The organism is Actinoallomurus spadix, assembly GCF_024055725.1.
GTDB classification, from domain to species: domain Bacteria; phylum Actinomycetota; class Actinomycetes; order Streptosporangiales; family Streptosporangiaceae; genus Actinoallomurus; species Actinoallomurus spadix.
Genome location: NZ_JAMXMX010000003.1, coordinates 206,630 through 229,404 on the forward strand (window position 1 = coordinate 206,630; position 22,775 = coordinate 229,404).

The window sequence follows — 22,775 nt, forward strand, 5'->3', positions numbered from 1 at the left end:
ATTTGTGGTCGAGTGCGCATCCTGCAGCAGTGGAACCCATCGTCATTCACCCGGCGGAGTCACTGCACGGCCGCCTGCAGCGCGGCCGTGGCTGTGCCGCACGCCGTGCCGCCGGAACGCCCGGCACACGCGACCTGATCTACGACTGCGTGAGCCGCGACCCTCGATGGGACACCCTTGAGGAACGCGGACTCTACTACGCGCGGCTGATCTTCGACCTGGAGCTGGAGATCGGCCCCATAGTCGAACATATATTCGATCCTGACGATCGCTTGGACACCGAACCGGACCGCACCACCCTGGCACTCGACGTCCTGTCCCAACTCGTCCGCCTCGGCCGCCGGGAGGCCGCCCTGCCGCTGCGCCGGTACGCCGCCGAGGGCCAGAACTGGTACACCGCCCTGCAGGCCCTTGTCGAGCTCGACGACCCGGCGCTGGCGGAGGGGCTCGACGAGGTCGCGGCGGCCCGCTGCGACGACCGCGCCCTCACCTGGCTGTGCGGGGTGGACGGCGCGGTCACCCGGATGTGGGCCCGCCGCCAGCCGAGGATCGCCGCCGCCCGCAGACCGGAGCAGCGCCCGTACGAACCGAGGCCCTCACTCACCGGCCGCTCCGACGCCGACCTGGCCGCGCTCGTCCGCGCGGAGGGCGAGGGCGCCACCGCCGCCATCCTCGAACTCGGCCGCCGCCGCAGCGCCCTCGTCCTCGACCTCGCCGAGGCGCTCCTGCCGGGCGGCGCCTACGACGGCCCCCTGTGCCGCGCGGTACGCGACCTGGGCCCCGTCGCCCTGGGCCGCGCCCGGATCTGGGCCGCGGAGCAGCGCTCCTACCAGGACGTCGGCATCGACGTGCTGGCCGCCCACGGGACGGAGTCCGACGCCCCACCCCTCTTGGAGTCCCTCGAGGACGCCCTGGGCGAGGAGGACTGGGACCTGGCCGCCGTGCCCGCCGACGGGCTCGGCCGCCTGCGATCCCGGCCCGCGATCCCCCTGCTGCTGTACGGCTGGGAGGAGAGCGCCTCGTCGGGCCTGCGCGCCCACCTGCTCGGCGCGCTGACCAGGATCGACCCGCACGTCGCGGAGCCGTATCTCGTGGAGGCCCTGTGGGACTGTGAGAGCGGGGTGCGCCGCGTCGCGGCCGGGGCGGTGCCCCTCGACGACGCGGCCCGGGCCCGGCTGCGCCGCCTCCGCCACGAGGAGGCCGAGGAGCCCGCGGTCCGCTCCGCGGCCGGCGAACGCCTGTCCGGCCACCTGAACTGAGCCACGGCGCACCCCTCCGGCCGCCCGGCAACGCGACCGCCCGGCGCCGCGACCGTCCCCGCCCCCACGGTCGCCCGATGCCGCGGCCGTCCGCCCCCACGGCCGCCCGGCGACGCGGCCGTCCGCGCAGGTGCGGTGGCGCCCTCAGCGGTCGAGGGCGAGCTCGGACAGCCGCATCGCCAGATTCCGGCGCACGGCCGCGTTGTGGCCGGCCACCGTCAGCAGGGTGTTGCGCACGGCGCGCGCGGCGGGGCCGCCGGCGGTGGCGGCGCGGGTCATCCGGTCGGTCATCGCCACGACGCCGGCGGCCACCGGACGCCGCGCGTCCTCATAGCCGTCCTCGGTGCCGTCGGCGAGGCGGCGGGCCAGGTCGACGGCGTCCTGGATGCCGGTGTTCATTCCCTGCCCGCCGGCCGGGCTGTGCACGTGGGCGGCGTCGCCGGCGAGGAAGATCCGCCCGGCGCGGTAGTGGTCGGCGAGCCGGTGGTGCACCCGGAACCGTGAGCTCCACGCGACGTCGCCGACGCGCGCCGGGACGGACCGCGGCCCCCGGGCGACGAGCAGGTCGCGCACGTCGGCGGCGTCCGGATGCTCGGGAGCGTCGTCGACGGTGGCGACGACCCGGTGCCGGCCGCCCGGCAGCGGGGCGACGACGACCAGCCCCTTCGGGGAGAAGAACAGCTGGACCTCGTCGTCCGGCAGGTCCCACTCCAGGTGGACGTCGGCGAGGACGAACGACTGCGGGTACGCGTCGCCGGTGAAGCCGATGCCGACCTGCTCGCGGACGACGCTGTGCATGCCGTCGGCGCCGACGGCATGCCGCGCGCGGACCGTGGCCCCGTCGGCCAGCCGCACGGTGACGCCCTCCGCGTCGCCCGTCACCGCGGTCACCTCCCGGCCCCGGTGGACGTCGCCGCCGAGCGCCCGCAGGCGCCGGAGCAGGACCTCCTCGGTGGTGCTCTGGGGGACCATCAGCGTGTACGGATGCGCGGTGGGCAGCCCGCCGAAGTCGACCTTCATCAGGATCCGGTCCCGGTCCCGGACCGTGAACGTCGGGACGATCACTCCGCGGCCGACGAGCTCGCCGGTGACCTGCAGGGGTTCGAGGACCTCGAGGGTCCGGGCGTGCACCACGGCGGCGCGGGAGGTGTTCGTCCCCTCCGCGGCCTTGTCCAGCAGCAGGACGTCCTTCCCCCGGTCGAGCAGTGACGCGGCCAGGGCCAGGCCGGTGGGGCCGGCGCCGACGATGACGACCTCGGTGGTGTCGGGAAGCTGCGGCATGGTGATCTCCCATGGTCAACGATTGATGGCCAACGTCCGTTGGCAAGACGATAACGCTCCTGCGGGCGTTTGCCAACAGTTGTTGGCCTACACTTGATGGCATGGCCTTCACCGCTCGATCCCAGGAGTCCCGCGCGGCGATCCTCGCCGCGGCCCGCCGCCGCTTCGCCGCCGACGGCTACGAGCGGGCGACCGTCCGCGCCATCGCCGCCGACGCCGGCATCGACCCGTCGATGGTCATCCGCTACTACGGGTCCAAGGAGGGGCTGTTCGCCGCGGCCGTCGACGTCGACCTGCGGCTCCCGGACCCCGCCGCGGTCCCCGCCGACCGGCTCGGCGAGGTCTTCGTCCGGCACTTCCTAGGGCTGTGGGAGGGCGAGGGCCCCGGCGAGGTGCTCACCGTGCTCCTCCGCGCCGCGGTGACGAACGAGGGCGCGGCCGAGCGGATGCGCGCGGTCTTCGCCTCCCAGGTCGCGGCGGCGCTGGGCTCGTCGACCGAGGACGGCCCCACCCGCGCCGCCCTCGTCGCCAGCCAGCTGCTCGGGGTCGCGCTGTGCCGCTACATCCTGCGGCTGCCGCCGATCGTCGCCCTGGACGTCGAGACGCTCGTCGCCGATCTGGCCCCCACGGTCCAGCGGTACATCGGCGCGCCCCTGGCCTGAGAGCACCGCTCGTGTTACGCCATAGTCATGAGCGCCAGCAGAAGGCGGGACGACCGCGTGGCCGCACACGTCGCGGAACGGGTCGAAACCGGCCGCATCGACCTCGTCCGGTTCCTCTACGCCGACCACGGCGGCATCATCCGCGGCAAGGCCGCCGCCGGGCCGCGGATCGCCGAGCGGCTTCACACCGGCATCGGGCACACGGTCGCCATGATGGCGATGACCATGCTCGACACCCTGCAGCCGGTCGAGGGCATGGGCCCCGTCGGGGAGGTCCGCATCCTGCCCGACCCGTCGACCTTCACGCCGCTCCCCTACGCCCCCGGCTCGGCCGTGATGCTGTCGGACCTCGTCCACCCCGACGGCCGGCCGTGGGCGGCGTGCCCGCGCACGTTCCTCGGGCAGGCCGTCGCCGAGCTGGCGGACGCCGGTTACTCCGTCCTCGCGGCCTTCGAACCGGAGTTCACGCTGGGCCGCCGGACCCCGGCCGACCAGGGCCCGGACCGGCTCGTCCCCGTCGACGACAGCCTCTGCTACTCCGCCGAGGGCTTCCACGCCGCGCACGACTTCGCCCGCGAACTGCTCCACGCGCTGGAGGCCCAGGGCATGCGCGTGGAGCACTACCACCCCGAGCTCGGGCACGGACAGCAGGAGATGTCGATCCGGCCCGCGCCCGCCGTACGCGCCGCCGACAACCACGTGCTCTACCGCGAGACCGTACGGGCCGTGGCGAGGCGGCAGGGGCTGTGGGCCTCGCTCGCGCCCAAGCCGATCCCCGACCAGCCCGGCAACGGCTGCCACCTGCACCTGTCGCTGTGGTCCGGTGACCGCAACGTCTTCCACGACCCGGCCGGGGCGTACGGGCTGTCGAACGAGGGCCGCTGGTTCGTCGGCGGCCTCCTCGCGCACCTGCCCGCCCTGACGGCGCTCACCTCCGGCACCGTCAACGGCTTCCGGCGCCTCACGCCACGGACGTGGGCGAGCGCGTACGCCTGCTACGGCATGGACAACCGCGAGGCCGCCGTGCGGATCTGCTCACCCATGCGCGACGCGGCCGAGGAGAGCACCAACCTGGAGCTGAAGCCGTCGGACTCCTCCGCCAACCCGTACCTGTCGCTGGGGGCGGTCATCCACGCCGGGCTGGACGGCATCCGGTCCAAGATCGAGCCCGGTGTGGCCGTCGACGTCGACCCGGCCACCCTTCCCGAGGCCGACCGCCCGCCCCGCCTGCCCTCATCCCTCGGCGAGGCGCTCGACGCCCTGGAGGCCGACGACCTGCTCATGAGGGCGCTCGGCCCGCTGCGCGCCGCCGCCTACCTGGCGGTCAAGCGCGCCGACGCCGAGGCCTTCGCCGGTGAGAGCACCGACTACGAGTGCTTCCACCACTTCACCAAGTACTGAGCCGCGACGACCGGCGTCCGCCCCCGGTGCGACGGCGGCGGACGCCGGTGCCCGGCCGTGCCCGCGTCAGCCCATCTCCTCCAGCCTCTTGCCCTTCGTCTCGTGCAGATACCTGATCACGAAGAACACCGACAGCAGGGCGAAGACCGAGTACCCGATGTACGCCCCGGACAGGCTCCACTCGGACAGGCTCGGGAAGGTGACCGTGACCAGCCAGTTGGCGATCCACTGGGCCGCGACCGCCACCGCCATGGCCGCCGCGCGGACCCGGTTCGGGAAGATCTCCCCCAGCATCACCCAGACGACCACGCCCCACGACAGCGCGAAGAACAGCACGTACGTGTGCGCGGCCACCAGCGCGACCATGCCGTGCGAGTGCGGGATGTGCACATCGGTGCCGCCCGTCTTGTGCGCGGCGCTGAACGCCCAGGCCATGACCGCCAGGGAGATCGTCATGCCGACGGAGCCGATCAGGGCGAGCGGCTTACGGCCGATCCTGTCGACGAACATGATCGCGATCAGCGTGCCGAGGATGTTGATGATCGAGGTGGAGAGGCTGATCAGCAGGGAGTTGGTCTGGGAGATGCCGACCGAGTGCCACAGCGACGCCGAGTAGTAGAAGATCACGTTGATGCCGACGAACTGCTGCAGCACGGACAGGGCGATGCCGATCCACACGATCGGCAGCAGGCCGAGCGCGGGTCCGCGCAGGTCGCGCACTGACGGCTTGTGCTCCGAGCGCAGGACCCCGCGGATCTCCTCGATCCGGGCGTCCAGGTCGATGTGCTCGCCCTCGACCTCGGCCAGGACCTGCCGGGCCCTCTTCAGCCGGTTGTTCGCCACCAGGTAGCGCGGCGACTCCGGGATGACCAGCGTGACCACGAGGAACACCAGGGCGGGCAGGGCCGCGACGCCCAGCATCCACTGCCATGCCTCGACGCCCAGCAGCCGCCCCCGTACCTCCCCGCCGGCGAACGACGCGATGCCGAAGTTGACGAGCTGGGAGATCGCGATGCCGAGCACGATCGCAAGCTGCTGGAAGGAAGCCAGCCGCCCGCGGTAGGCGGGCGGCGCGATCTCGGCGATGTAGGTCGGGGAGACCACCGAAGCCATCCCGATCGCGATGCCGCCGACGATCCGCCAGCCGGCCAGTTCCCATTCCGCGAACGGGAACATCGAGCCGACCGCGCTGATCACGAACAGCAGCGCGGACAGCCGCATCACGATGAGGCGGCCGCGCAGGTCGGCGAGCCTGCCGGCCACCGCCGCGCCGACGGCCGACCCCAGCAGGGCCGACGAGACGATGAGGCCGGTGACGCCGGCCCCGACGTGGAAGTGACCCTTGATACCGTCCACGGCCCCGTTGATGACGGCGCTGTCATACCCGAACAGGAACCCGCCGAGGGCGGCGGCCGCGCTGATGAACACCACGTGCGCCAGCGTGTGTTCCTGCCGGGAGACGGGAGCTTGAATGGTCATTTTCATCCCGATCTACAGGTCGATGACGACTTTCACGTCGTCGTCGCTGCCGGACCGGAGCGCCTCGGGCGCCCGGTCCAGGGGCAGCCGGTTGGTGATGAGTTGGGCGAGCCACGACCGGTCCGCGCGGCCGAGGGCGTCCGCGGCCAGCCGGTAGTGGCGGTGGTTGGCGTTGACCGACCCGAAGACGGCGGCGTTGCCCAGGACGACCCGCCGGTTCAGCTCGCCGGCGTCGACCTCCGTCGGGTGGCCCGCGCGCGAGACGCCGGTCAGGCACACGACGCTCGCCGCCGCCTCCGCGATCGCGGCCATGACGAGCCGGGGGACGCCGGTGGCCTCGATGACGATGTCCGGCCGCGTCTTCGCGGCGACCTCGGTGAGGGGGCCCGTGTGGTACGCGCCGCCGAGATTCGCGACGATCTTCGGCTTCACGCCCCCGGTGACCCGGTCGAGCACGTGGACGTCGAGCCCGCGCTGGGCGCCGAGCAGGGCGGCCAGCAGCCCGATCGGGCCCGCTCCGGCGATCAGGACCCGGCGGGGCCCGAACCACGCCCGCTCACCGATGCGCTCGATGTGGTCCCAGGCCTTCGCCACCACGGTCGTCGGCTCCAGCAGCACGCCGAGGTCGCCCAGCGCCGGATCGACGCGGATCGCGTAGTCGGCCTCGATCGTCCATCGCTCGGCCCCGAAGCCGTGCAGTCGCGTGATCCCGCGCTCGGTGTACCGGCCGTTGCGGCACATGTCGAACTCGCCGTGCGCGCAGGCGCCGCACGGCACCGGGTCCGGCCTGCGGACGATGCCGACGACGAGGTCGCCCGGGGCGAGGTCACCGCCCTCCGGGGCCTCCAGGACCCGGCCCAGGGACTCGTGCCCGATGATCAGGCGCTCGTCGCCGGGAGGCGCGTCGCCGAAGTCGCCGGAGACGATCTCCCGATCGGTGCCGCAGACGCCGAGGGCGACACCCTCGACGAGGAGCTCTCCCTCGCCCCGCACGGGCTCGGGGACCTCGCTCAGCTCGAGCGACCCCGCCTGCAGCGGCACCATCGTAAGAGCGCGCATGATCATCTCCTACTCAGAGCCGTCGCCCCGTTCCCCCAGGGCGACAACGGCCCTAATGTCCGAAATGTGGATTCGCGGCAACCGTACACACAACATGCGTGATCAGGCCGCCACGGATCGCACACGGCACCGGACACCCCGCTCACCCGGTGCCCGGCGGTTCGCCGGGCACCGGGTGAGCAGGTCGTTCCTGGGGGACACGTCCCACCTTTGCCCCGCTCAAAGGTGAACATGCCTCGGAAAAGCGCATTCGAGACGCACGTCACGGCCGCCCACCCCGCTGAGCTCGGCGAACGCCGTCACGGACGAGCGCCGTGCTCAGCCGGGCGGGTGCCGTAATCGGGCGGGCGTCGAGCTCAGCCGGGCGCCGCGACCAGCCGGGCCGGAGAGCGGCCTACGGGACCGCCGGCAGCGGGCCCGGGAGTGCGGAGGGGACCGCCGGTCAGCGGACCGGGTGGCCCGCCCGGCGCAGCGAATCCTTGACGTCGCCGATCTTCAGGTCGCCGAAGTGGAACACGCTCGCGGCGAGCACCGCGTCGGCGCCCGCGTCGATCGCGGGAGCGAAGTGCTCGATCGCGCCCGCTCCCCCGCTCGCGATGACCGGGACGCTCACCACCGCGCGCACCGCGCGCAGCATCTCCAGGTCGAAGCCGTTCTTCGTGCCGTCGGCGTCCATGGAGTTCAGCAGGATCTCCCCGACGCCCAGCTCCTCGCCGCGTTTCGCCCACTCCACGGCGTCGATGCCGGTGCCGCGCCGCCCGCCGTGCGTGGTCACCTCGAACCCGGAACCCGAGCGCCGGGCGTCCACCGACAGCACGATGCACTGCGAGCCGAACCGGTGCGCCGCCTCCCGCAGGAACTCCGGCCGCGCGATCGCCGCGGTGTTGATCGACACCTTGTCCGCGCCGGCCCGCAGCAGCCGGTCGACGTCGTCCACGGTACGGATCCCGCCGCCGACCGTCAGCGGGATGAACACCTGCTCGGCCGTGCGGCGGACGACCTCGTACGTCGTGTCGCGGCCCGCGCTGGAGGCGGTGATGTCGAGGAAGGTGAGCTCGTCGGCGCCCTCGGCGTCGTAGCGCCGGGCCAGCTCGACCGGGTCGCCGGCGTCCCGGAGGTTCTCGAAGTTGACCCCCTTGACCACCCGCCCGGCGTCGACGTCGAGGCACGGGATCACCCGGACCGCCACGGTCATGCGTTCTCCCCGTCCTGGAGCGCCGGGCGGTAGGCGTCCACCTCGATCTCCACCAGCATCCGGTGATCGATGAACCCGGACACCTCGATCATCGTCGCGGCCGGGCGGACCTCACCGAAGAGCTCGCGGTGCGCCCGGCCGACGGCCTCGGCGTCGCCGATGTCCCGGACGTACATCCGGGTCCGTACGACGTCCTCGACCGAGGCGCCGGCCTTCTCCACCGCCTGCAGGGCGATGCCGAACGCGGTCTTCGTCTGGCCGTACGCGTCGTTCTCGTGCAGCACCTCACCGTCCACCGTCGAGGTACAGCCCGCGACGAGCACCCAGGGCCCCGCGACGACGGCCCGGCAGTATCCGACGACGTCCTCCCAGGGGCCGCCGGAGAAGATCCGCTTGATCACGCGACCGCTCCCACCGTGGCCAGGGCCTCCTCGAGGGTGAACGCCCCGGCGTACAGGGCCTTGCCGACGATGGCGCCCTCGACGCCGGCCGGCACCAGCTCGGCGAGGGCGCGCAGGTCCTCCAGCGACGAGACGCCGCCGGAGGCCACCACCGGGCGGTCGGTACGGGCGCAGACCTCGCGGAGCAGGTCGGTGTTGGGGCCCCGCAAGGTGCCGTCCTTGGTGACGTCGGTGACGACGTAGCGCGGGCAGCCGTCCGCCTCCAGGCGGTCCAGGACCTCCCACAGGTCGCCGCCCTCGCGGGTCCAGCCGCGGGCGGCGAGGGTCGTGCCGCGCACGTCCAGCCCCACCGCGATCTTGTCGCCGTGCTCGGCGATGATCTTCCGGCACCAGTCGGGGTTCTCCAGCGCGGCGGTACCGATATTGACGCGCGTGCAGCCGGTCGCCAGCGCCGCCGCGAGCGACTCGTCGTCGCGGATCCCGCCGGACAGCTCGACCTTCACGTCCAGCTTGCCGGTCACCTCGGCGAGCAGCTCGCGGTTGGAGCCCCGGCCGAAGGCGGCGTCCAGGTCCACCAGGTGGATCCACTCCGCGCCCGCGCTCTGCCAGGCCAGGGCCGCCTCGATGGGCTCACCGTACGACGTCTCGGTGCCGGCCTCGCCCTGCACCAGGCGCACGGCCTGGCCGTCCGCGACGTCGACGGCGGGCAACAGGACTAGGGACATGTTCTTAGGACCTCCGGTCGAAGGCGAGCGTGACGAAGACGGGGACCAGGAAGACCGACAGGGCCAGCACCCCGAGCCGCCCGGTCCACGAGGACAGGTAGATCCAGGTGACCACCTGGACGAGGACGAAGACCACCGCGACGATGGCGTTCTGCTCGCGGCGGCGGCGGGCGAGGATGCCGTTCGGGCGCCCTGACCGGCGCGGCAGGAGCCGCGTGACCCGGGCGATCCGGGCCCGGCGCCGCGCCGCGCGGGCGTCCCTGCGGGCGGCCTCGGCGGCGGCGCGCTCACGCGCGGCCTCGCGCTCGGCCCGCCGCCGCTGCCGTTCCTTGCTCATCAGAGCGTCGAGAGCCAGTTCTTCAGGACGGCGGCGCCGGCGTCGCCGGACTTCTCCGGGTGGAACTGCGTCGCGCTCAGCGGGCCGTTCTCCACCGCCGCGACGAACGGCCCGCCGTGCTCGCTCCAGGTCACCAGCGGCGGGGTGAACCGGCCGGGCGGCATGTCCCAGCGGCGCACGCCGTACGAGTGCACGAAGTAGAACCGCGTCTCCGGGTCCAGGCCCGCGAACAGCGTGGTGCCCTCCGGCGCCCGCACGGTGTTCCAGCCCATGTGCGGCAGGATCGGCGCGTCGAGGCGCTCGACCGTGCCCGGCCACTCGGCGCAGCCGTCGGTGGTGATGCCGTGCTCGACGCCCTTCTCGAACAGGATCTGCATGCCGACGCAGATGCCGAGCACCGGGCGGCCGCCGGCGAGGCGACGGCCGATGATCTGCTCGCCGCGGACGCCGCGCAGGCCGTTCATGCAGGCCGCGAAGGCGCCGACGCCCGGCACGACCAGGCCGTCGGCGTTCAGCGCCGCGTCGAAGTCGGCGGTGACGGTGACGTCCGCCCCGGCCCGGGCGACGGCGCGCTCGGCGGAGCGGAGGTTGCCCGATCCGTAGTCCAGGACGACGACGTTCCTCACAACGCGCCCTTCGTCGAGGGGATGCCGTGCGCCCGCGGGTCGTGGGCGACGGCGTCGCGCAGGGCCCGCGCCAGGGCCTTGAACTGCGCCTCGACGATGTGGTGCGCGTTGCGCCCGTACGGGACGTGGACGTGCAGGCAGATCGCGGCGTTGAACACGAACGCCTCGAAGATGTGCCGGGTCATCGTCGTGTCGTAGTCCGGGCCGATCATCGGGGCGATGCCCTCCGGCTCGGTGTGCACGAGGTACGGCCGGCCGGACAGGTCGACCGTCACCTGGGCGAGGGTCTCGTCCAGCGGCACGCTGGCATCGGCGAACCGCCGGATACCGGACTTGTCGCCCAGGGCCTCGCGGAACGCCTGGCCCAGCGCGATCGCGGTGTCCTCGATCGTGTGGTGGCTGTCGATGTGCAGATCGCCGGAGGTCTTCACGGTCAGGTCGAACGACCCGTGCTTGCCCAGCTGCGTCAGCATGTGGTCGAAGAAGCCGACGCCGGTGGCGACGTCCACCCGCCCGGTGCCGTCCAGGTCGATCTCGACGACGACCTGGGTCTCCTTGGTGCCACGCTCGACGCGTCCGGTCCGCATCCGCTGCTCTCCTCCGGTACTCACACGCTCTCCTTCAGTGCGGCGCGGAAGGCCGCCATCTCCTCGGGCGTGCCGACGCTGACCCGCAGCCACTCCGGCGGGCCGACCTCGCGGATCAGCACGCCGCGGTCCAGGACGCCCTGCCACACGGCCCGCCGGTCGGGGAACCGGCCGAACAGCACGAAGTTGGCGTCGGAGTCGGCGACCTCGAAGCCCTCCCCGCGCAGCCAGCCGACCAGGGCGTCGCGCTCGGCGCGCAGCGCCTCCACCGCGCCCAGCAGCTCGTCCTGATGGGCGATGGCGGTACGCGCCACCGCCTGCGTCACCGCCGACAGGTGGTACGGCAGGCGCACGAGCAGCAGCGCGTCGATCACGGCCGGATCCGCGGCGAGGTAGCCGACCCGGGTGCCCGCCATGGCGAACGCCTTGCTCATCGTCCGGGTGACGATCAGCCGCGGGTGGCCGGGCAGCAGCGACAGCGCGCTCGGCGTGCCCTCCCGCCGGAACTCGGCGTACGCCTCGTCCACCACGACCATGCCCGGCGCCACGGCCAGGACCGCCTCGATCGCCTCCAGCGGCAGGGAGGTGCCCGTCGGGTTGTTCGGCGAGGTCAGGAACACGATGTCGGGACGGTGCTCCTCGATCGCCGCGACCGCCCGCTCGGCCTCCAGCCCGAAGTCCTCGTCGCGGTACGCGTCGATCCACTCCGTGCCGCTGACCCGCGTGATGATCGGATGCATGGAGTACGACGGCTCGAAGCCCAGCGCGCTGCGGCCCGGACCCCCGAACGCCTGCAGGATCTGCTGGATGATCTCGTTCGAGCCGTTGGCCGCCCAGACCTGCCGGGCCGTGACGCCGTGGCCGAGGTAGTCGGCGAGGTCCTTGCGCAGCTCGACGGCGTCGCGGTCGGGATAGCGGTTGAGGCCGCCCGCGACGTCGGCGACGGCGCGGCCGAGCGCCTCGACCAGCCGCGGCGACGGCGGGTAGGGGTTCTCGTTCGTGTTGAGCCGGACCGGCACGTCGAGCTGCGGCGCGCCGTACGGCTCCCGCCCCCGCAGGTCGTCGCGGATCGGCAGCTCACTGAGAGATGTCACTCGGGGACGCCCCAATCGAACCGCGCCTTCATGGCGGCGCCGTGGGCGGGCAGGTCCTCGGCCTCGGCGAGCGTGACGACCCGCCCGGTCACGTCCGCCAGCGCCTGCTCGTCGTAGTCGACGACGTGGATGCCGCGCAGGAACGTCTGCACCGACAGGCCGCTGGAGTGGCAGGCGCAGCCGCCCGTGGGCAGCACGTGGTTCGAACCGGCCATGTAGTCGCCCAGTGACACCGGAGCGTGCGGCCCGACGAAGATCGCGCCGGCGTTGCGCACCCGGCTCGCGACCGTACGGGCGTCGGCGGTCTGGATCTCCAGGTGCTCGGCGGCGTACGCGTCGACGACCTTCAGCCCGGCGTCGACGCCGTCGACGAGCACGATCCCGGACTGGCGGCCGGCCAGGGCCGCGGTGATCCGCTCGGTGTGCTTCGTCCGCGCGACCTGCTCGGCCAGCTCGCGCTCGACCGCGTCGGCGAGCTCCTCGGAGTCGGTGACCAGGACGGCGGCGGCCAGCGTGTCGTGCTCGGCCTGGCTGATCAGGTCCGCGGCGACGTGCACCGGGTCCGCGGTGGCGTCGGCCAGGACCGCGACCTCCGTCGGCCCTGCCTCGGAGTCGATGCCGATGACGCCCTTGAGCAGCCGCTTGGCCGCCGCGACCCAGATGTTGCCGGGTCCGGTGACCATGTCGACGCGCCGGCACTCCTCAGTGCCGTAGGCGAACATCGCGATCGCCTGCGCGCCGCCCGCGGCGTGCACCTCCTCGACCCCGAGCAGGGCGCACGTGGCGAGGATCGTCGGGTGCGGCAGCCCGCCGAACTCCTGCTGCGCCGGCGAGGTGACGGCGAGCGACTCGACCCCCGCCTCCTGCGCGGGCACGACGTTCATGACGACGCTGGAGGGATAGACGGCCTGGCCGCCGGGGACGTACAGCCCGACCCGCTCCACCGGGACCCACCGCTCGGTCACGGTGCCGCCCGGCACCACCTGCGTGGTGACGTCGGTGCGCCGCTGCGCGCGGTGGACGACGCGGGTGCGGCGGATGCACTCCTCCAGCGCGTCGCGGACGGCGGGATCGAGCTCCTCCAGTGCCCGGCCGATGGCCTCCCGGGGCACCCGTAGCGACCCGGCCGTCACGCCGTCGAAACGCTCGTTGTAGTCCCGTACGGCCTCGGCGCCGCGATGGCGTACGTCATCGCAGATGGGCCGCACCTTCTCCAGGGCGGCCTCGACGTCGAGCTCGGCTCTCGGCAGCACGGAGCGCAGGTCGTCCGGAAGGGACGCGCGCAGGTCGATACGGGATATCACCTGATCAGTCTACGAAGGCGCGTCACCGGCCCGGACGCCCGTCTCACCAACCGAGACACCAGGGGTCCGAACTTCACTGCGCGAGACGGCACGGGCCACGGTCAGGTGTCAGGCGCTCGGCCGCGTGCCTCCGGTGAACTGTTCCTGGTTCCCCTGGCCCTCCGGGGCGGCGGGGCCGCCCGTGGGGAAGCCGCCCCAGCGGCGGGGGCGGGCGACGATCCACCCGAGGATGAATCCGACGCACAGGCTGGCGATGGTCAGGAACAGCATGTTCAGCCACATACGGGCCTCCGGACGACCAAGCCGGCGGGAGGTACCGCCGTACCGCGGCGGCGGGCCGCGCGGTCGTCCGACCGTAACTCCGCAGCTCATGGTGGTGTGTGCCGGTTGACGCGATCTAGTCCAAGGTGACTACGGTCACACCGTCCGGTCGGCGACCTCCACGGTGATCCCTGACCACACACGGCCACCGCCTTTACGTTGTAGATCACAAAAAAGGCGGGCGACGGCGACCGCCCGGACGTCGTACGCTGAACGCCGTGACCGAACGGCTGCCGATCTTTCCGCTGGGAGCCGTGCTGTTCCCGGGGCTGGTGCTGCCCCTCAAGATCTTCGAGGAGCGGTACCTCGACCTCATGCGCGACCTCTTGGAGGGCGAGGAGCCCTTCCGGTTCGGCGTCGTCTCCATCGAGCTCGGCCACGAGGTGGGCCCCGGCGCCGCGCGCCGGCTCGCCGCGGTCGGCTGCACCGCGGAGCTGCGCGGGATCCAGCGGCACGACGACGGCCGCTACGACGTCGTCACGAGCGGCGGCACACGATTCCGGATCGAGGACGTCGACGACTCGCTGAGCTACCTCCGCGCCGACGTCACGATGCTGCCCGAGGAGAACGGCCCGGGCGCCGACACGATCAGCGGGCCGGTGACCCGGCTCTTCCACCGCTACTGCGACCGGCTGTCCGACCACGGCGCCGAGGTGGCCGAGTTCGGCGACCTCCCCGAGGAGCCGGTGCGGTTGTCCTACGTGATCGCCGCCGCGATGGTCCTGGACCGCCACGACAAACAGCGGTTGCTGCAGGCCGAGGACGCCGCCACCCGGCTCCACCTGGAGTACGACCTGTTGCGCCGGGAGAACGTCCTGCTGGAGGCGCTCCCCACCGTGCCGGCGTCGGAGTTCCTCGGCGGCACCGTCAGCCCCAACTGACCACCGCCGGCTCCGACCGGCCGGCCTCGACCCGACCGACCCGGAAGGAAGACAACACCCGTGGCATCGAATCGGCGATCGGGCGGCAAGGGCACGCCCGCCACCGTGTCGGCGACCCGCGCCGGAATCGACTTCACCCTGCACCCGTACGAGGTCGATACGGACGCGGACTCCTACGGCGAGGCCGCCGCGGACGCCCTCGGGGTGGCCCACGACCGGCTGTTCAAGACCCTGGTGACCGAGGTCGACGGCGACCTCACCGTCGCGGTCGTGCCGGTGTCGTCCTCGCTGGACCTCAAGGCCCTGGCCGCCGCCGCGGGGGGCAAGCGCGCCGCCATGGCCGACCCGGCGCACGCCGAGCGCGTCACCGGTTACGTCCGCGGCGGCATCAGCCCCCTCGGCCAGCGCAAGCGGCTGCCGACGGTCGTCGACTCCTCCGCGTCACGGTTCCCGACCATCTACGTCTCGGCCGGTCGGCGCGGCCTGCAGATCGAGCTCTCCCCCGCCGACCTGGTCCGCCTCACCGGGGCTTCGACCGCCGGCATCGCCCGCGGCTAGCCGCCCGCGCGACTCCCGGTTCGCCACGTCCAGGGCCTCCAGCAGGCCGAACGCCACCACCGCGATGAGCGGCCAGGCGAGGAGCACTCCGTAGGCGTGCAGGCCGAGCGGAGCGCCGGCCCGCGCTCCGTCGCCCGCGGTCCGCAGCGCGTGGTCGTAGGCGCTCGCGCCGAAGAGGTGGCCCAGCCGCCAGGCGACGACCGCCGCCGCGGCACCGCCCGCCGCGATCCCCGCGAGCAGGCCCGGCTCTCCCCACCGCCCCGCCAGCAGGTAGGCGGTGAGGCCGCAGAGCAGGCCCGCGGCGGCGGTCAGCACGGCGAACCAGCCGTCCGCCGCGATCAGCGTCTGGCTCTCCGGGTCGGCGAGGACTCCCTTGCCGCCCGAGACCAGGTAGACCGTCCGGGGCGCGATCGCGACCCACAAGAGCCCGATCGGCACTCCCAGCACGGTGATCGCAAGTGCCGCAAGCAGTCCGATGCGTATCCGGCTCGCCACTCGCCCTCCCCCGGCGTCGGTGAACAAGGCAGCGTAGCGCCTTAACCTGGACGCCTCCCGGCCTGCTCCGCTACGTCGATCTTCTGAGATAGTGTGCCCGGCATGTCTGGATTCAGCCCAGCGTTCGAACGGCTCGGCGCCGCGTACGCGGCGGTCGCCGCGCAGCAGCAGGAGGTTCTGGCGAACGTCCTGCCGGCGAGCGGCGACTGGACGACGGATCTGGCGGCCGGCACGTACACGCGGGGCGACGTCACGTTGCACGTCGCCCTGATCGGAAGCTTCGCCGAGAACGACCGCAGCTGGCTGTGGGGCTGGGCCAATCCGCAGTTCGGCCCGGGGCACCCGGCGGTGCTGGATCCGCGCCCCATGGGCTCCCGGCTCGGCGTGCCCGAGATGACGACGTCCGAACTGGATCTGGCCTGGTACGACGGACCGGCCCGGAACGGCGGCGAACTCGTCGCCCTGGTCACCAACGGCCTTCTCGGCCTCAGCGGGACGATCCCCGGCCCGTACGACGGCGGTGTCGCCTACTTCGCCGTCCGGGACCCGGCCGTACCCGGCGCCGTGTGGGACCCCGTCACGGCGCCCCGCCTGATCACCGGGGGCCTCTCCCTGTTCCCGGCCGATCACCGGCTCACGGTGATGCGGTTCTTCAGCCGGCACCGGCTGCCGTACCGGCAGACCGAGACGTCGATCGTCGCGAAGCTCCCGGACGGCGGCTCCTGCGCCGCGCGGTTCGACGACCGGGACCGGCTGACCGACCTGTCGATGACCGTTTCCGGCCGCTGACCGGAGCTCAGGCGGAGACGCTCCCGAGCTCCGCGGCGAGGGCGCGGCGTACGGCCCCGGCGATCCAGTCGTCCTCGGTCATCGCGCGCATCCGGTCGCGGAGTACGCGCCAGTTCCCCGACGTGGCGAACACCGGCTTGCTCAGCCCGGTGGCCGCCACGAGCGCGCCGAGGGCGCGGGTACGGGCGTCGGCGGGGGCGGTCGTCGTGACGGCCGCGACCACGCGCTGCTGGGCGTCCCACAGCCCCACGATGTCGCGGACGGGGTGGCGGGTCTCGACGAGGACGCCGAGGGTCCGGTGGAGCCGGTGACGGTCGACGGCGATCTGGCCGTGGTCGGCCAGCCGCGCCAGCAGCCGCCGCTGGTGGTCGGTCGCGCGCAGCCGGGTCACCCACTCCTGGGGCGTCCGGCCGCGGGGCGAGGCCGCGACGTCGGCGAGGAGGCCGTCGAGGAGCGGGTCACCGACGGGGTCGGCGTCGGCGACGGCCAGCACCGTGCCGTCGAGGTGGAGCCGGCCGGCGAGCCTCAGCTCCGACAGCATCGCGCCGCCGACCCCGCAGTCGAGCTCGACCGGGCCGATACGGCACTTTCCGCGCAGGTCATAGGCGAGGAGCAGCAGCTCCTCGGCCAGCGTCTCAGGCACGTTCGGCACTGTAGGCCGCGGACGCGACGCCTCGGTGAACAACAGGCGAAGCGTTTTACCTCGCTCTAACCCGCCGTCCCGTCCGGCCGAGTGATGCGCTCGAGCCAGTGCAGGAGCAGCGCGGTCTCGACCGGCTCTAGGGCGTCGGTGCCGGCGAGTTCGAGCTGCGCGCGCAGGCGGAGGGCGGCGGCGTGGAGGGGGTCGGCCTCCTCGCGCGCCGTCGTCTCGGTGAGCACCCGCGCGAAGACGGTGTCGCGCATGCGGTGGGACAGCGTGGGATCGCCGAAGAGGGCCGGGTCGGCGATGTGGTTGAGGGCGAGACCGATGTTCGCGGACAGGATCAGCCGGGCGGCCGTCCGCGGTTCGAGCGTGAGCGCGCCCGTCGCCGCGCAGCGCATGAGCGCCGCAACGAGGAGGTCGAACACGCGGTCGCGAGCCGTCGAGTGGGACCACGGCCGGGGCGTGAACATCAGCTGGTAGAGGGCCGGGTTGTCCCGGGCGAACCTCATGTGGTTGTCCCAGCCCGCGCGCAGGTCCGCCACCGGGTCGTCCGTCTGTTCCTCGGCGGCCTTGAGCGCGGCGTACCGCTCGTAGCCGTGGTCGGCGACGGCGTCGAGCAGCCCCCGCTTGTCGCCGAACAGCCGGTAGAGGACGGGCTGGGTCACGCCGACCGCCTCGCAGACCGCCCGCGTGGCGATGTCGTGGTCCGCGGATTCCGCCAGCTGCCGCTCCGCGGCCTCGATCATCGCCGCGCGAAGCGCCTCCGTGTCCGTCATGGAATCAATGATACGACCACCCGCTAGCGTCGTTACGAGATCCGTGCTAGCGTGCCACCATAACGTCGATACGGAAGTTGCCTATCGGCGATAGCCAAGGGAGTCGCCATCATGAGTGATCAGCGGATCATCGTCGTCACCGGCGCCTCGAGCGGGTTCGGCCGGCTCACGTCCGTCGCCCTGGCGCGCGCCGGGCACGCCGTCGTCGCCGGGATGCGGGCGACCGGCGGCCGTAACGCACCTGCGGTCGCCGCCCTGGACCGCCTCGCGCACGACGAGGACCTCGCCCTGTCGGCGGTCGAGCTGGACGTGCAGTCGCAGGAGTCGGCCGACCAGGCCGTCGACACCGTCCTCGGCCGGCACGGACGTCTGGACGTCGTCGTCCACAACGCGGGGCACATGGTCCTCGGCCCCGCCGAGGCGTTCACCCCCGACCAGCTCGCCGCGCTCTACGACGTCAACGTCCTCGGCACCCAGCGGGTCAACCGGGCCGTCCTCCCGCACCTGCGCGGGCAGGGCTCCGGACTGCTGGTGTGGGTGGGCAGCTCCTCCACCCGCGGCGGTCACCCGCCGTTCCTCGCCCCGTACTTCGCGGCCAAGGCCGCCATGGACGCGCTCGCGGAGAGTTACGCCGCCGAGCTGATCCGGTTCGGCATCGAGACCTCCATCGTCGTCCCGGGCGCCTTCACCTCGGGCACGAACCACTTCGCCAACGCCGGCGGCCCGGGCGACGCGGACCGGGAGAGGGAGTACCACGAGGCGTACGGGGAGCTCCGCGCGAGCCTCGGCGACCGGCTCGCCCGGCTCATTCCGCCGGGCAGCGACGCCCAGGAGGTCGCCGACGAGATCGTCCGCGTCGTCGGCCTCCCGCCCGGCCGCCGCCCCTTCCGCACCCACATCGATCCCAGCAGGGACGGCAGCGAGGTGGTCTCCGTCGTCGCCGACCGGATCCGCGCCGAGTTCTACCACCGCGTGGGCATCGAGGACCTCCTGTCCCCGACCGCCTCACTCTGAAGAAAACCCATCGGAAAGGAACGATCGCCATGCCGTTCGCCAACCTCAAGGTTCCCGCCGACACCCTCACGCCCGAGTCCAAGAAGAAGCTCATCGACGCCGTCACCGACGCCTACGCCGACGTGTACGGCGAGCGGGCCCGGGCGACCACCCTGGTCCTCGTCGAAGAGGTCCCCGACGGCGGCTGGGGCCTCGGCGGCAACATCCTCACCGCCGAGATGCTCGGCCGCAGCTGAACCGGCCCGGGCCCGGGCCGGGCGGCGCCCGTCCGGGCCCTGAGGCGGCCCGCCTGCCGGCCTCTCGGCCGCGCGGGCCCGGCCGCCCGAGCGCCGGCCGGCGGACCCGGCCGGCGCTCGGGCGGCGCGGCGTGTCAGCGGGCGGAGTCCCACCGCTCCCCGGAGCCGTCGCGGGCCCGCACGAGTCCCGACTCGTAGGCCAGGACGACCAGTTGCGCGCGGTCCCGGGTGCGCAGCTTGGTCATCGCCCGGCTCACGTGGGTCTTGGCCGTCGTCGGGCTGATCACCATGTGCGCGGCGATCTCGTCGTTCGACATCCCGCGGGCGACCAGCGCGGTCACCTCGCGCTCCCGGTTGGTCAGGACGTCGAGCACGTTCGGGGAGGCGGGCGGGCGCCGGGAGACGAACTCCCGGATCAGCCGGCGGGTGATCGCCGGGGCGAGCAGCGCGTCGCCCCGGGCGGCGACGCGGACGCCGTGCAGCAGGTCGGCAGGTTCGGTGTCCTTCACGAGGAAGCCGCTCGCGCCCGCGCGCAGCGCCTCGAAGACGTACTCGTCGAGCCCGTAGTTGGTCAGCATCACGACGTGGACGCCGGACATCCGTTCGTCGGCGGTGATCCGGCGGGTCGCCGCGATCCCGTCGAGGACGGGCATCTGCACATCGACGAGGGCGACATCGGGCAGGCGGGCGGCGGCGAGCTCGACGGCCTCCCGCCCGTCGGCGGCCTCGGCGACCACCTCGATGTCGTCCTCCGCCTGCAGCAGGGCGCGGAACCCGGCGCGGATCAGCGCCTGGTCGTCGGCGAGCAGCACACGGATCACAGTGCCGCCTCCTCGGCGACCGCGCGGTCCAGGGCCGGGGCCGGGGCGGGGACCGGCAGGCCGCCCGGCTCCGGCCCGCCGGCGATCGGGAACTCGGCCTGGACGGTGAAGCCGCCCTCGGGGCGGGGCTCGGCGCGCAGCCGGCCGCCGAGCGCCGTGACGCGCTCACGCATCCCGGTCAGGCCCACGCCCGGCTCGGCAGGGGTCCCCGGCACGGCGCACCCGTCGTCGTCGACCCGCACGGTGAGCGTGTCCGCGCCGTACCGGATCTCGACGGAGGCGGCGGCCGGGCCGGCGTGCCGCGCGATGTTCGTCAGCGACTCCTGGACGATCCGGTACGCCGCGCGGTCGACCGCCACCGGCAGGTCGCGGGCCCGGCCGGTGACCGTGACGTCGGCCGGCAGCCCCGCCGACCGGGCCCGGCGCACCAGGTCCGGCAGCCGGTCGAGACCGCTCCCCGCGGGCTCGCCGTCGCGCAGCACCTCGAGCGTGGCGCGCAGCTCCCGCATCGCCTCGCCGCTGGCCTCCTGGATGGCCAGCAGGGCCTCCGGCACCGGCTCGCCGCGCTTGCGGGCGAGGTGGATCGCCACCCCGGCCTGCACCTTCACGATGGAGATGCTGTGGGTCAGCGAGTCGTGCAGTTCACGGGCGATCCGCAGGCGTTCCTCGCCGGCGCGGCGCAACGCCGCCTCCTCGCGGGTCCGCTCGGCCTCCGCGGCCCGCTCCCGCGCCTCGTGGACGTAGGCGTCCCACTGCCGGAACGCGCCGCCCATCATGGCGCTGGCCACCAGCCACCCGGCCAGCAGGAACCGGTCCTGCAGGACCTGCCTGACCGGCTCCCCGTGATGCAGCGTCAGATCCGTGATCACGACGACGATGAGGGCGACCTTGGGCACGAACACGACGAACCGGTGCCCGGCGCGCATCGCGGTGAACAGCGCGACCATCACCGGCTCTGCGGCGGCCACGCCCGGGTAGCCGCGGACGAGGTAGGCGAGCACGCACGTGGTCGTGATCATCAGCACGGCGGCCGGAGCGCGCCGGCGCATGACCAGCGCGGCGGACCCGGCCAGCAGGAGCAGGTAGCCGAACGCGTCCAGCCCGGTGCGCCCGGGCGGCGCGATGGCCGCGCCGATCAGCGCGATGGCGGCGACGGCCGTCGAGATGACCACGTCGGGCACGGGCCCGCGAAGCCGGTGCTGGATCCCCATTCGGGCAGCCTAAACCGCGGGCCGCCCTTTCCGGCTCCTCCCGGAAGCGGAGCCACGCGCTACTCCCACCGGAGTACGCCGGCCTCCGCTGCGCCGAACGGGGCAGCGCGACTGCCGTCCCCCGGCCGATGACGCCGCGGCGCCGGCACGGCGAGCATCGTGACGTCGGCAGGACGGAGCGCCGTCACACCGGGTGACGGCCGGTACTCACGGGGAGCGTGACCAGATGACCCAAGCGACGACCGTCGGCACGGAAAGCGTCGCGCGCACGCTGCGCGACGGCTTCGCCGGGCCGGTGCACCGGCCCGGCGACGCCGCGTACGACGTGACGCGGTCGGGCTGGAACCTCCTGGTCGAGCACCGTCCGCCGGTCGTCGCCGAGGCGACCGGCCCCGGCGACGTACGGGCCGCGGTCCTCGCCGCGCGCGACTCCGGGCTGCCGCTCACCGTCCAGGCCACGGGGCACGGCACGTACGCTCCCGCCGGCGGCCTGCTGCTCACGACGGGGCGGATGGCGGGCGTACGGGTCGACCCGTACCGGCGCGTCGCCCGGGTCGGCCCTGGCGCGCGCTGGTCCGATGTCGTCGGCGCGGCCGCGCCGTACGGCCTGGCGCCGCTGTCGGGCACGCCGTTCGTCGGCGTGACCGGCTACACCCTGGGCGGCGGCACCGGATGGCTGTCCCGCAAGTACGGCTACGCCGCCGACTCCCTGCTCCGGGCCGAGCTGGTGACCGCCGACGGCGAGCACGTCACCGCGGACGCCGATCACCACGCCGACCTGTTCTGGGCGCTGCGCGGCGGAGGCGGCAACTTCGGCGTGGTCACCGCGCTGGAGATCCGGCTGTACGACGTCGGGCGGGTGTACGCGGGCGTGTCCCTGTACGACGCCGGCCGCGCGGCGGGGACGCTCGCCCGCTACCGGGAGTGGGCGGCCGGTGAGCCGGACGAGCTGAACACGGCCGTCCTGCTGATGCGGATGCCGGACGCCCCCGGCGTGCCCGAGCCGGTGCGCGGCCGGCCGGTCCTCGGCATCCGGATGTTCCACCTGGGCGGGTACGAGCAGGCCGAGCGCCGGCTCGAACCGCTGCTGGACGCGGCGGGCGCGCCGCTGGTGGACGGGTTCCGCGCGATGACGTTCGCGGAGGCGGGCACGGCGATCGCCGGGTCCTCGGCGCCTCCGATGGCGGTCCGCCAGCACCTCGACCTGTTCCGTGAGCTGCCGGACGCGGTGCTCGGGGCGCTGCCGGACGCGGTGTTCGGCGACCCGCCGGGACCGGCGGTCGAGGTCCGGCACTGGGGTGGGGCGATGGCCCGCCCGGCGCCGGACGCCGGGCCGGTGGGCCACCGCGACGTGCCGTTCTCGGTGATCGCGACCGCGCCGTACGGGCCCGGATACGGCGACCCGGGCGTACGCGCCCGGGTCGACGCGGGCGTCGACGGCCTCGCCCGACGGCTACGGCCGTACGCGACCGGCGGATCGTTCCTGAACTTCCTGAGCGACCCGGCCCGCACCGCGACGGCGTACACGCCCGAGGATCACGCGCGCCTGGCCCGGGTCAAGAAGACCTGGGACGCCGATGACGTGTTCCGCCCGGGCCACCACATCCCGCCGCTCTGAGG

Annotated in this window: 26 protein-coding genes; 9 read left to right on the forward strand and 17 right to left on the reverse strand. The window is 73.5% G+C overall.

Going from position 1 to position 22,775, the window contains the following annotated elements; translation table 11 throughout:
* Nucleotides 1-29: 29 nt before the first annotated feature.
* Nucleotides 30-1,259: a HEAT repeat domain-containing protein gene (locus NE235_RS05095; RefSeq protein WP_252799758.1), complete on the forward strand. Its 1,230-nt coding sequence runs from the start codon at nucleotides 30-32 to the stop codon at nucleotides 1,257-1,259.
* 144 nt (nucleotides 1,260-1,403) lie between these two features.
* Here NE235_RS05095 and NE235_RS05100 read toward each other — a convergent pair whose 3' ends face one another.
* A complete protein-coding gene (locus NE235_RS05100) occupies nucleotides 1,404-2,540 on the reverse strand; it encodes an FAD-dependent oxidoreductase (protein ID WP_252799759.1) in 1,137 nt (378 codons plus the stop codon).
* A gap of 101 nt (nucleotides 2,541-2,641) precedes the next feature.
* On the opposite strand from NE235_RS05100, the gene NE235_RS05105 reads away from it, so the two are divergent.
* Complete coding sequence (locus NE235_RS05105; RefSeq protein WP_252799760.1) at nucleotides 2,642-3,202, forward strand: TetR/AcrR family transcriptional regulator; 561 nt, start codon at nucleotides 2,642-2,644, stop codon at nucleotides 3,200-3,202.
* Between the two features lie 27 nt (nucleotides 3,203-3,229).
* Nucleotides 3,230-4,603, forward strand: coding sequence for a glutamine synthetase family protein (locus NE235_RS05110; RefSeq protein WP_252799761.1), 1,374 nt, complete (start codon nucleotides 3,230-3,232; stop codon nucleotides 4,601-4,603).
* A gap of 66 nt (nucleotides 4,604-4,669) precedes the next feature.
* Here NE235_RS05110 and NE235_RS05115 read toward each other — a convergent pair whose 3' ends face one another.
* The 11 genes from NE235_RS05115 to NE235_RS05165 form a co-directional block, all read right to left on the reverse strand.
* Complete coding sequence (locus tag NE235_RS05115) at nucleotides 4,670-6,088, reverse strand: sugar porter family MFS transporter (RefSeq protein ID WP_252799762.1); 1,419 nt, start codon at nucleotides 6,086-6,088, stop codon at nucleotides 4,670-4,672.
* Between the two features lie 6 nt (nucleotides 6,089-6,094).
* Nucleotides 6,095-7,141 carry a glucose 1-dehydrogenase gene (locus tag NE235_RS05120; RefSeq protein ID WP_252799763.1) on the reverse strand — a complete coding sequence of 349 codons (1,047 nt, stop codon included), beginning with the start codon at nucleotides 7,139-7,141 and terminating at the stop codon, nucleotides 6,095-6,097.
* 442 nt (nucleotides 7,142-7,583) lie between these two features.
* On the reverse strand, nucleotides 7,584-8,336 hold the full coding sequence (gene hisF / locus NE235_RS05125; RefSeq protein WP_252799764.1) for an imidazole glycerol phosphate synthase subunit HisF: 753 nt from the start codon (nucleotides 8,334-8,336) through the stop codon (nucleotides 7,584-7,586).
* Nucleotides 8,333-8,737, reverse strand: coding sequence for a RidA family protein (locus NE235_RS05130; protein WP_252799765.1), 405 nt, complete (start codon nucleotides 8,735-8,737; stop codon nucleotides 8,333-8,335). Before NE235_RS05130 ends, hisF begins: the two co-directional genes overlap by 4 nt.
* Nucleotides 8,734-9,462: a bifunctional 1-(5-phosphoribosyl)-5-((5-phosphoribosylamino)methylideneamino)imidazole-4-carboxamide isomerase/phosphoribosylanthranilate isomerase PriA gene (gene priA / locus NE235_RS05135; protein WP_252799766.1), complete on the reverse strand. Its 729-nt coding sequence runs from the start codon at nucleotides 9,460-9,462 to the stop codon at nucleotides 8,734-8,736. Before priA ends, NE235_RS05130 begins: the two co-directional genes overlap by 4 nt.
* 4 nt (nucleotides 9,463-9,466) lie before the next feature.
* Nucleotides 9,467-9,799 (reverse strand): hypothetical protein, encoded by a 333-nt coding sequence (locus tag NE235_RS05140; RefSeq protein ID WP_252799767.1) that lies wholly within the window; start codon nucleotides 9,797-9,799, stop codon nucleotides 9,467-9,469.
* Complete coding sequence (gene hisH, locus NE235_RS05145) at nucleotides 9,799-10,425, reverse strand: imidazole glycerol phosphate synthase subunit HisH (RefSeq protein WP_252799768.1); 627 nt, start codon at nucleotides 10,423-10,425, stop codon at nucleotides 9,799-9,801. The genes NE235_RS05140 and hisH overlap by 1 nt, the downstream gene beginning before the upstream one ends.
* Nucleotides 10,422-11,012, reverse strand: a complete 591-nt coding sequence (gene hisB, locus NE235_RS05150) for an imidazoleglycerol-phosphate dehydratase HisB (protein WP_252799944.1) — start codon at nucleotides 11,010-11,012, stop codon at nucleotides 10,422-10,424. The genes hisH and hisB overlap by 4 nt, the downstream gene beginning before the upstream one ends.
* A gap of 20 nt (nucleotides 11,013-11,032) precedes the next feature.
* Nucleotides 11,033-12,106 (reverse strand): histidinol-phosphate transaminase, encoded by a 1,074-nt coding sequence (locus tag NE235_RS05155; protein ID WP_252799769.1) that lies wholly within the window; start codon nucleotides 12,104-12,106, stop codon nucleotides 11,033-11,035.
* On the reverse strand, nucleotides 12,103-13,410 hold the full coding sequence (gene hisD, locus NE235_RS05160) for a histidinol dehydrogenase (RefSeq protein ID WP_252799770.1): 1,308 nt from the start codon (nucleotides 13,408-13,410) through the stop codon (nucleotides 12,103-12,105). Before hisD ends, NE235_RS05155 begins: the two co-directional genes overlap by 4 nt.
* Nucleotides 13,411-13,518: 108 nt before the next feature.
* A complete protein-coding gene (locus NE235_RS05165; protein ID WP_252799771.1) occupies nucleotides 13,519-13,692 on the reverse strand; it encodes a hypothetical protein in 174 nt (57 codons plus the stop codon).
* 257 nt (nucleotides 13,693-13,949) lie between these two features.
* On the opposite strand from NE235_RS05165, the gene NE235_RS05170 reads away from it, so the two are divergent.
* Both NE235_RS05170 and ybaK read left to right on the forward strand, forming a co-directional pair.
* Complete coding sequence (locus NE235_RS05170; protein ID WP_252799772.1) at nucleotides 13,950-14,612, forward strand: LON peptidase substrate-binding domain-containing protein; 663 nt, start codon at nucleotides 13,950-13,952, stop codon at nucleotides 14,610-14,612.
* A gap of 60 nt (nucleotides 14,613-14,672) precedes the next feature.
* Nucleotides 14,673-15,170 carry a Cys-tRNA(Pro) deacylase gene (ybaK, locus tag NE235_RS05175; protein WP_252799773.1) on the forward strand — a complete coding sequence of 166 codons (498 nt, stop codon included), beginning with the start codon at nucleotides 14,673-14,675 and terminating at the stop codon, nucleotides 15,168-15,170.
* Here ybaK and NE235_RS05180 read toward each other — a convergent pair.
* The gene (locus NE235_RS05180) at nucleotides 15,054-15,665 is read right to left on the reverse strand and encodes a hypothetical protein (protein WP_252799774.1); all 612 of its coding nucleotides are present in this window, start codon (nucleotides 15,663-15,665) and stop codon (nucleotides 15,054-15,056) included. The genes ybaK and NE235_RS05180 overlap by 117 nt on opposite strands.
* A gap of 102 nt (nucleotides 15,666-15,767) precedes the next feature.
* Here NE235_RS05180 and NE235_RS05185 point away from each other — a divergent pair, with 102 nt between their 5' ends.
* Complete coding sequence (locus NE235_RS05185) at nucleotides 15,768-16,454, forward strand: DUF6882 domain-containing protein (protein ID WP_252799775.1); 687 nt, start codon at nucleotides 15,768-15,770, stop codon at nucleotides 16,452-16,454.
* Between the two features lie 7 nt (nucleotides 16,455-16,461).
* On the opposite strand, the gene NE235_RS05190 is transcribed toward NE235_RS05185, so the two are convergent.
* Nucleotides 16,462-17,097 carry a GOLPH3/VPS74 family protein gene (locus NE235_RS05190; protein WP_252799776.1) on the reverse strand — a complete coding sequence of 212 codons (636 nt, stop codon included), beginning with the start codon at nucleotides 17,095-17,097 and terminating at the stop codon, nucleotides 16,462-16,464.
* 65 nt (nucleotides 17,098-17,162) lie between these two features.
* Nucleotides 17,163-17,873, reverse strand: coding sequence for a TetR/AcrR family transcriptional regulator (locus tag NE235_RS05195; protein WP_252799777.1), 711 nt, complete (start codon nucleotides 17,871-17,873; stop codon nucleotides 17,163-17,165).
* A 111-nt stretch (nucleotides 17,874-17,984) separates the two neighbouring features.
* Between NE235_RS05195 and NE235_RS05200 the strand changes: the two genes are divergently transcribed.
* Together NE235_RS05200 and NE235_RS05205 are read left to right on the forward strand one after the other, a co-directional pair.
* Nucleotides 17,985-18,887, forward strand: a complete 903-nt coding sequence (locus NE235_RS05200) for an SDR family oxidoreductase (protein WP_252799778.1) — start codon at nucleotides 17,985-17,987, stop codon at nucleotides 18,885-18,887.
* A 29-nt stretch (nucleotides 18,888-18,916) separates the two neighbouring features.
* Nucleotides 18,917-19,123 (forward strand): 4-oxalocrotonate tautomerase family protein, encoded by a 207-nt coding sequence (locus tag NE235_RS05205; protein ID WP_079313442.1) that lies wholly within the window; start codon nucleotides 18,917-18,919, stop codon nucleotides 19,121-19,123.
* A 134-nt stretch (nucleotides 19,124-19,257) separates the two neighbouring features.
* On the opposite strand, the gene NE235_RS05210 is transcribed toward NE235_RS05205, so the two are convergent.
* Both NE235_RS05210 and NE235_RS05215 read right to left on the reverse strand, forming a co-directional pair.
* Nucleotides 19,258-19,944 carry a response regulator gene (locus NE235_RS05210; protein WP_252799779.1) on the reverse strand — a complete coding sequence of 229 codons (687 nt, stop codon included), beginning with the start codon at nucleotides 19,942-19,944 and terminating at the stop codon, nucleotides 19,258-19,260.
* Nucleotides 19,941-21,155 carry a sensor histidine kinase gene (locus tag NE235_RS05215; RefSeq protein ID WP_252799780.1) on the reverse strand — a complete coding sequence of 405 codons (1,215 nt, stop codon included), beginning with the start codon at nucleotides 21,153-21,155 and terminating at the stop codon, nucleotides 19,941-19,943. Before NE235_RS05215 ends, NE235_RS05210 begins: the two co-directional genes overlap by 4 nt.
* Nucleotides 21,156-21,381: 226 nt before the next feature.
* Here NE235_RS05215 and NE235_RS05220 point away from each other — a divergent pair, with 226 nt between their 5' ends.
* Nucleotides 21,382-22,773, forward strand: coding sequence for an FAD-binding oxidoreductase (locus NE235_RS05220; RefSeq protein WP_252799781.1), 1,392 nt, complete (start codon nucleotides 21,382-21,384; stop codon nucleotides 22,771-22,773).
* The last annotated feature ends 2 nt before the right edge of the window (nucleotides 22,774-22,775 follow it).

Excerpts from the sequence above, each read along its gene's own strand:
- NE235_RS05215 (WP_252799780.1), bottom strand. The coding sequence starts at position 21,155 with ATGGGGATCCAGCACCGGCTTCGCGGGCCCGTGCCCGACGTGGTCATC.
- NE235_RS05100 (WP_252799759.1), bottom strand. The coding sequence starts at position 2,540 with ATGCCGCAGCTTCCCGACACCACCGAGGTCGTCATCGTCGGCGCCGGC.
- NE235_RS05110 (WP_252799761.1), top strand. The coding sequence starts at position 3,230 with ATGAGCGCCAGCAGAAGGCGGGACGACCGCGTGGCCGCACACGTCGCG.
- NE235_RS05200 (WP_252799778.1), top strand. The coding sequence starts at position 17,985 with ATGAGTGATCAGCGGATCATCGTCGTCACCGGCGCCTCGAGCGGGTTC.
- hisF (WP_252799764.1), bottom strand. The coding sequence starts at position 8,336 with ATGACCGTGGCGGTCCGGGTGATCCCGTGCCTCGACGTCGACGCCGGG.
- NE235_RS05185 (WP_252799775.1), top strand. The coding sequence starts at position 15,768 with ATGTCTGGATTCAGCCCAGCGTTCGAACGGCTCGGCGCCGCGTACGCG.
- NE235_RS05105 (WP_252799760.1), top strand. The coding sequence starts at position 2,642 with ATGGCCTTCACCGCTCGATCCCAGGAGTCCCGCGCGGCGATCCTCGCC.
- NE235_RS05120 (WP_252799763.1), bottom strand. The coding sequence starts at position 7,141 with ATGCGCGCTCTTACGATGGTGCCGCTGCAGGCGGGGTCGCTCGAGCTG.
- NE235_RS05115 (WP_252799762.1), bottom strand. The coding sequence starts at position 6,088 with ATGAAAATGACCATTCAAGCTCCCGTCTCCCGGCAGGAACACACGCTG.
- NE235_RS05205 (WP_079313442.1), top strand. The coding sequence starts at position 18,917 with ATGCCGTTCGCCAACCTCAAGGTTCCCGCCGACACCCTCACGCCCGAG.
- NE235_RS05165 (WP_252799771.1), bottom strand. The coding sequence starts at position 13,692 with ATGTGGCTGAACATGCTGTTCCTGACCATCGCCAGCCTGTGCGTCGGA.
- NE235_RS05220 (WP_252799781.1), top strand. The coding sequence starts at position 21,382 with ATGACCCAAGCGACGACCGTCGGCACGGAAAGCGTCGCGCGCACGCTG.
- NE235_RS05140 (WP_252799767.1), bottom strand. The coding sequence starts at position 9,799 with ATGAGCAAGGAACGGCAGCGGCGGCGGGCCGAGCGCGAGGCCGCGCGT.
- NE235_RS05195 (WP_252799777.1), bottom strand. The coding sequence starts at position 17,873 with ATGACGGACACGGAGGCGCTTCGCGCGGCGATGATCGAGGCCGCGGAG.
- priA (WP_252799766.1), bottom strand. The coding sequence starts at position 9,462 with ATGTCCCTAGTCCTGTTGCCCGCCGTCGACGTCGCGGACGGCCAGGCC.
- hisB (WP_252799944.1), bottom strand. The coding sequence starts at position 11,012 with ATGCGGACCGGACGCGTCGAGCGTGGCACCAAGGAGACCCAGGTCGTC.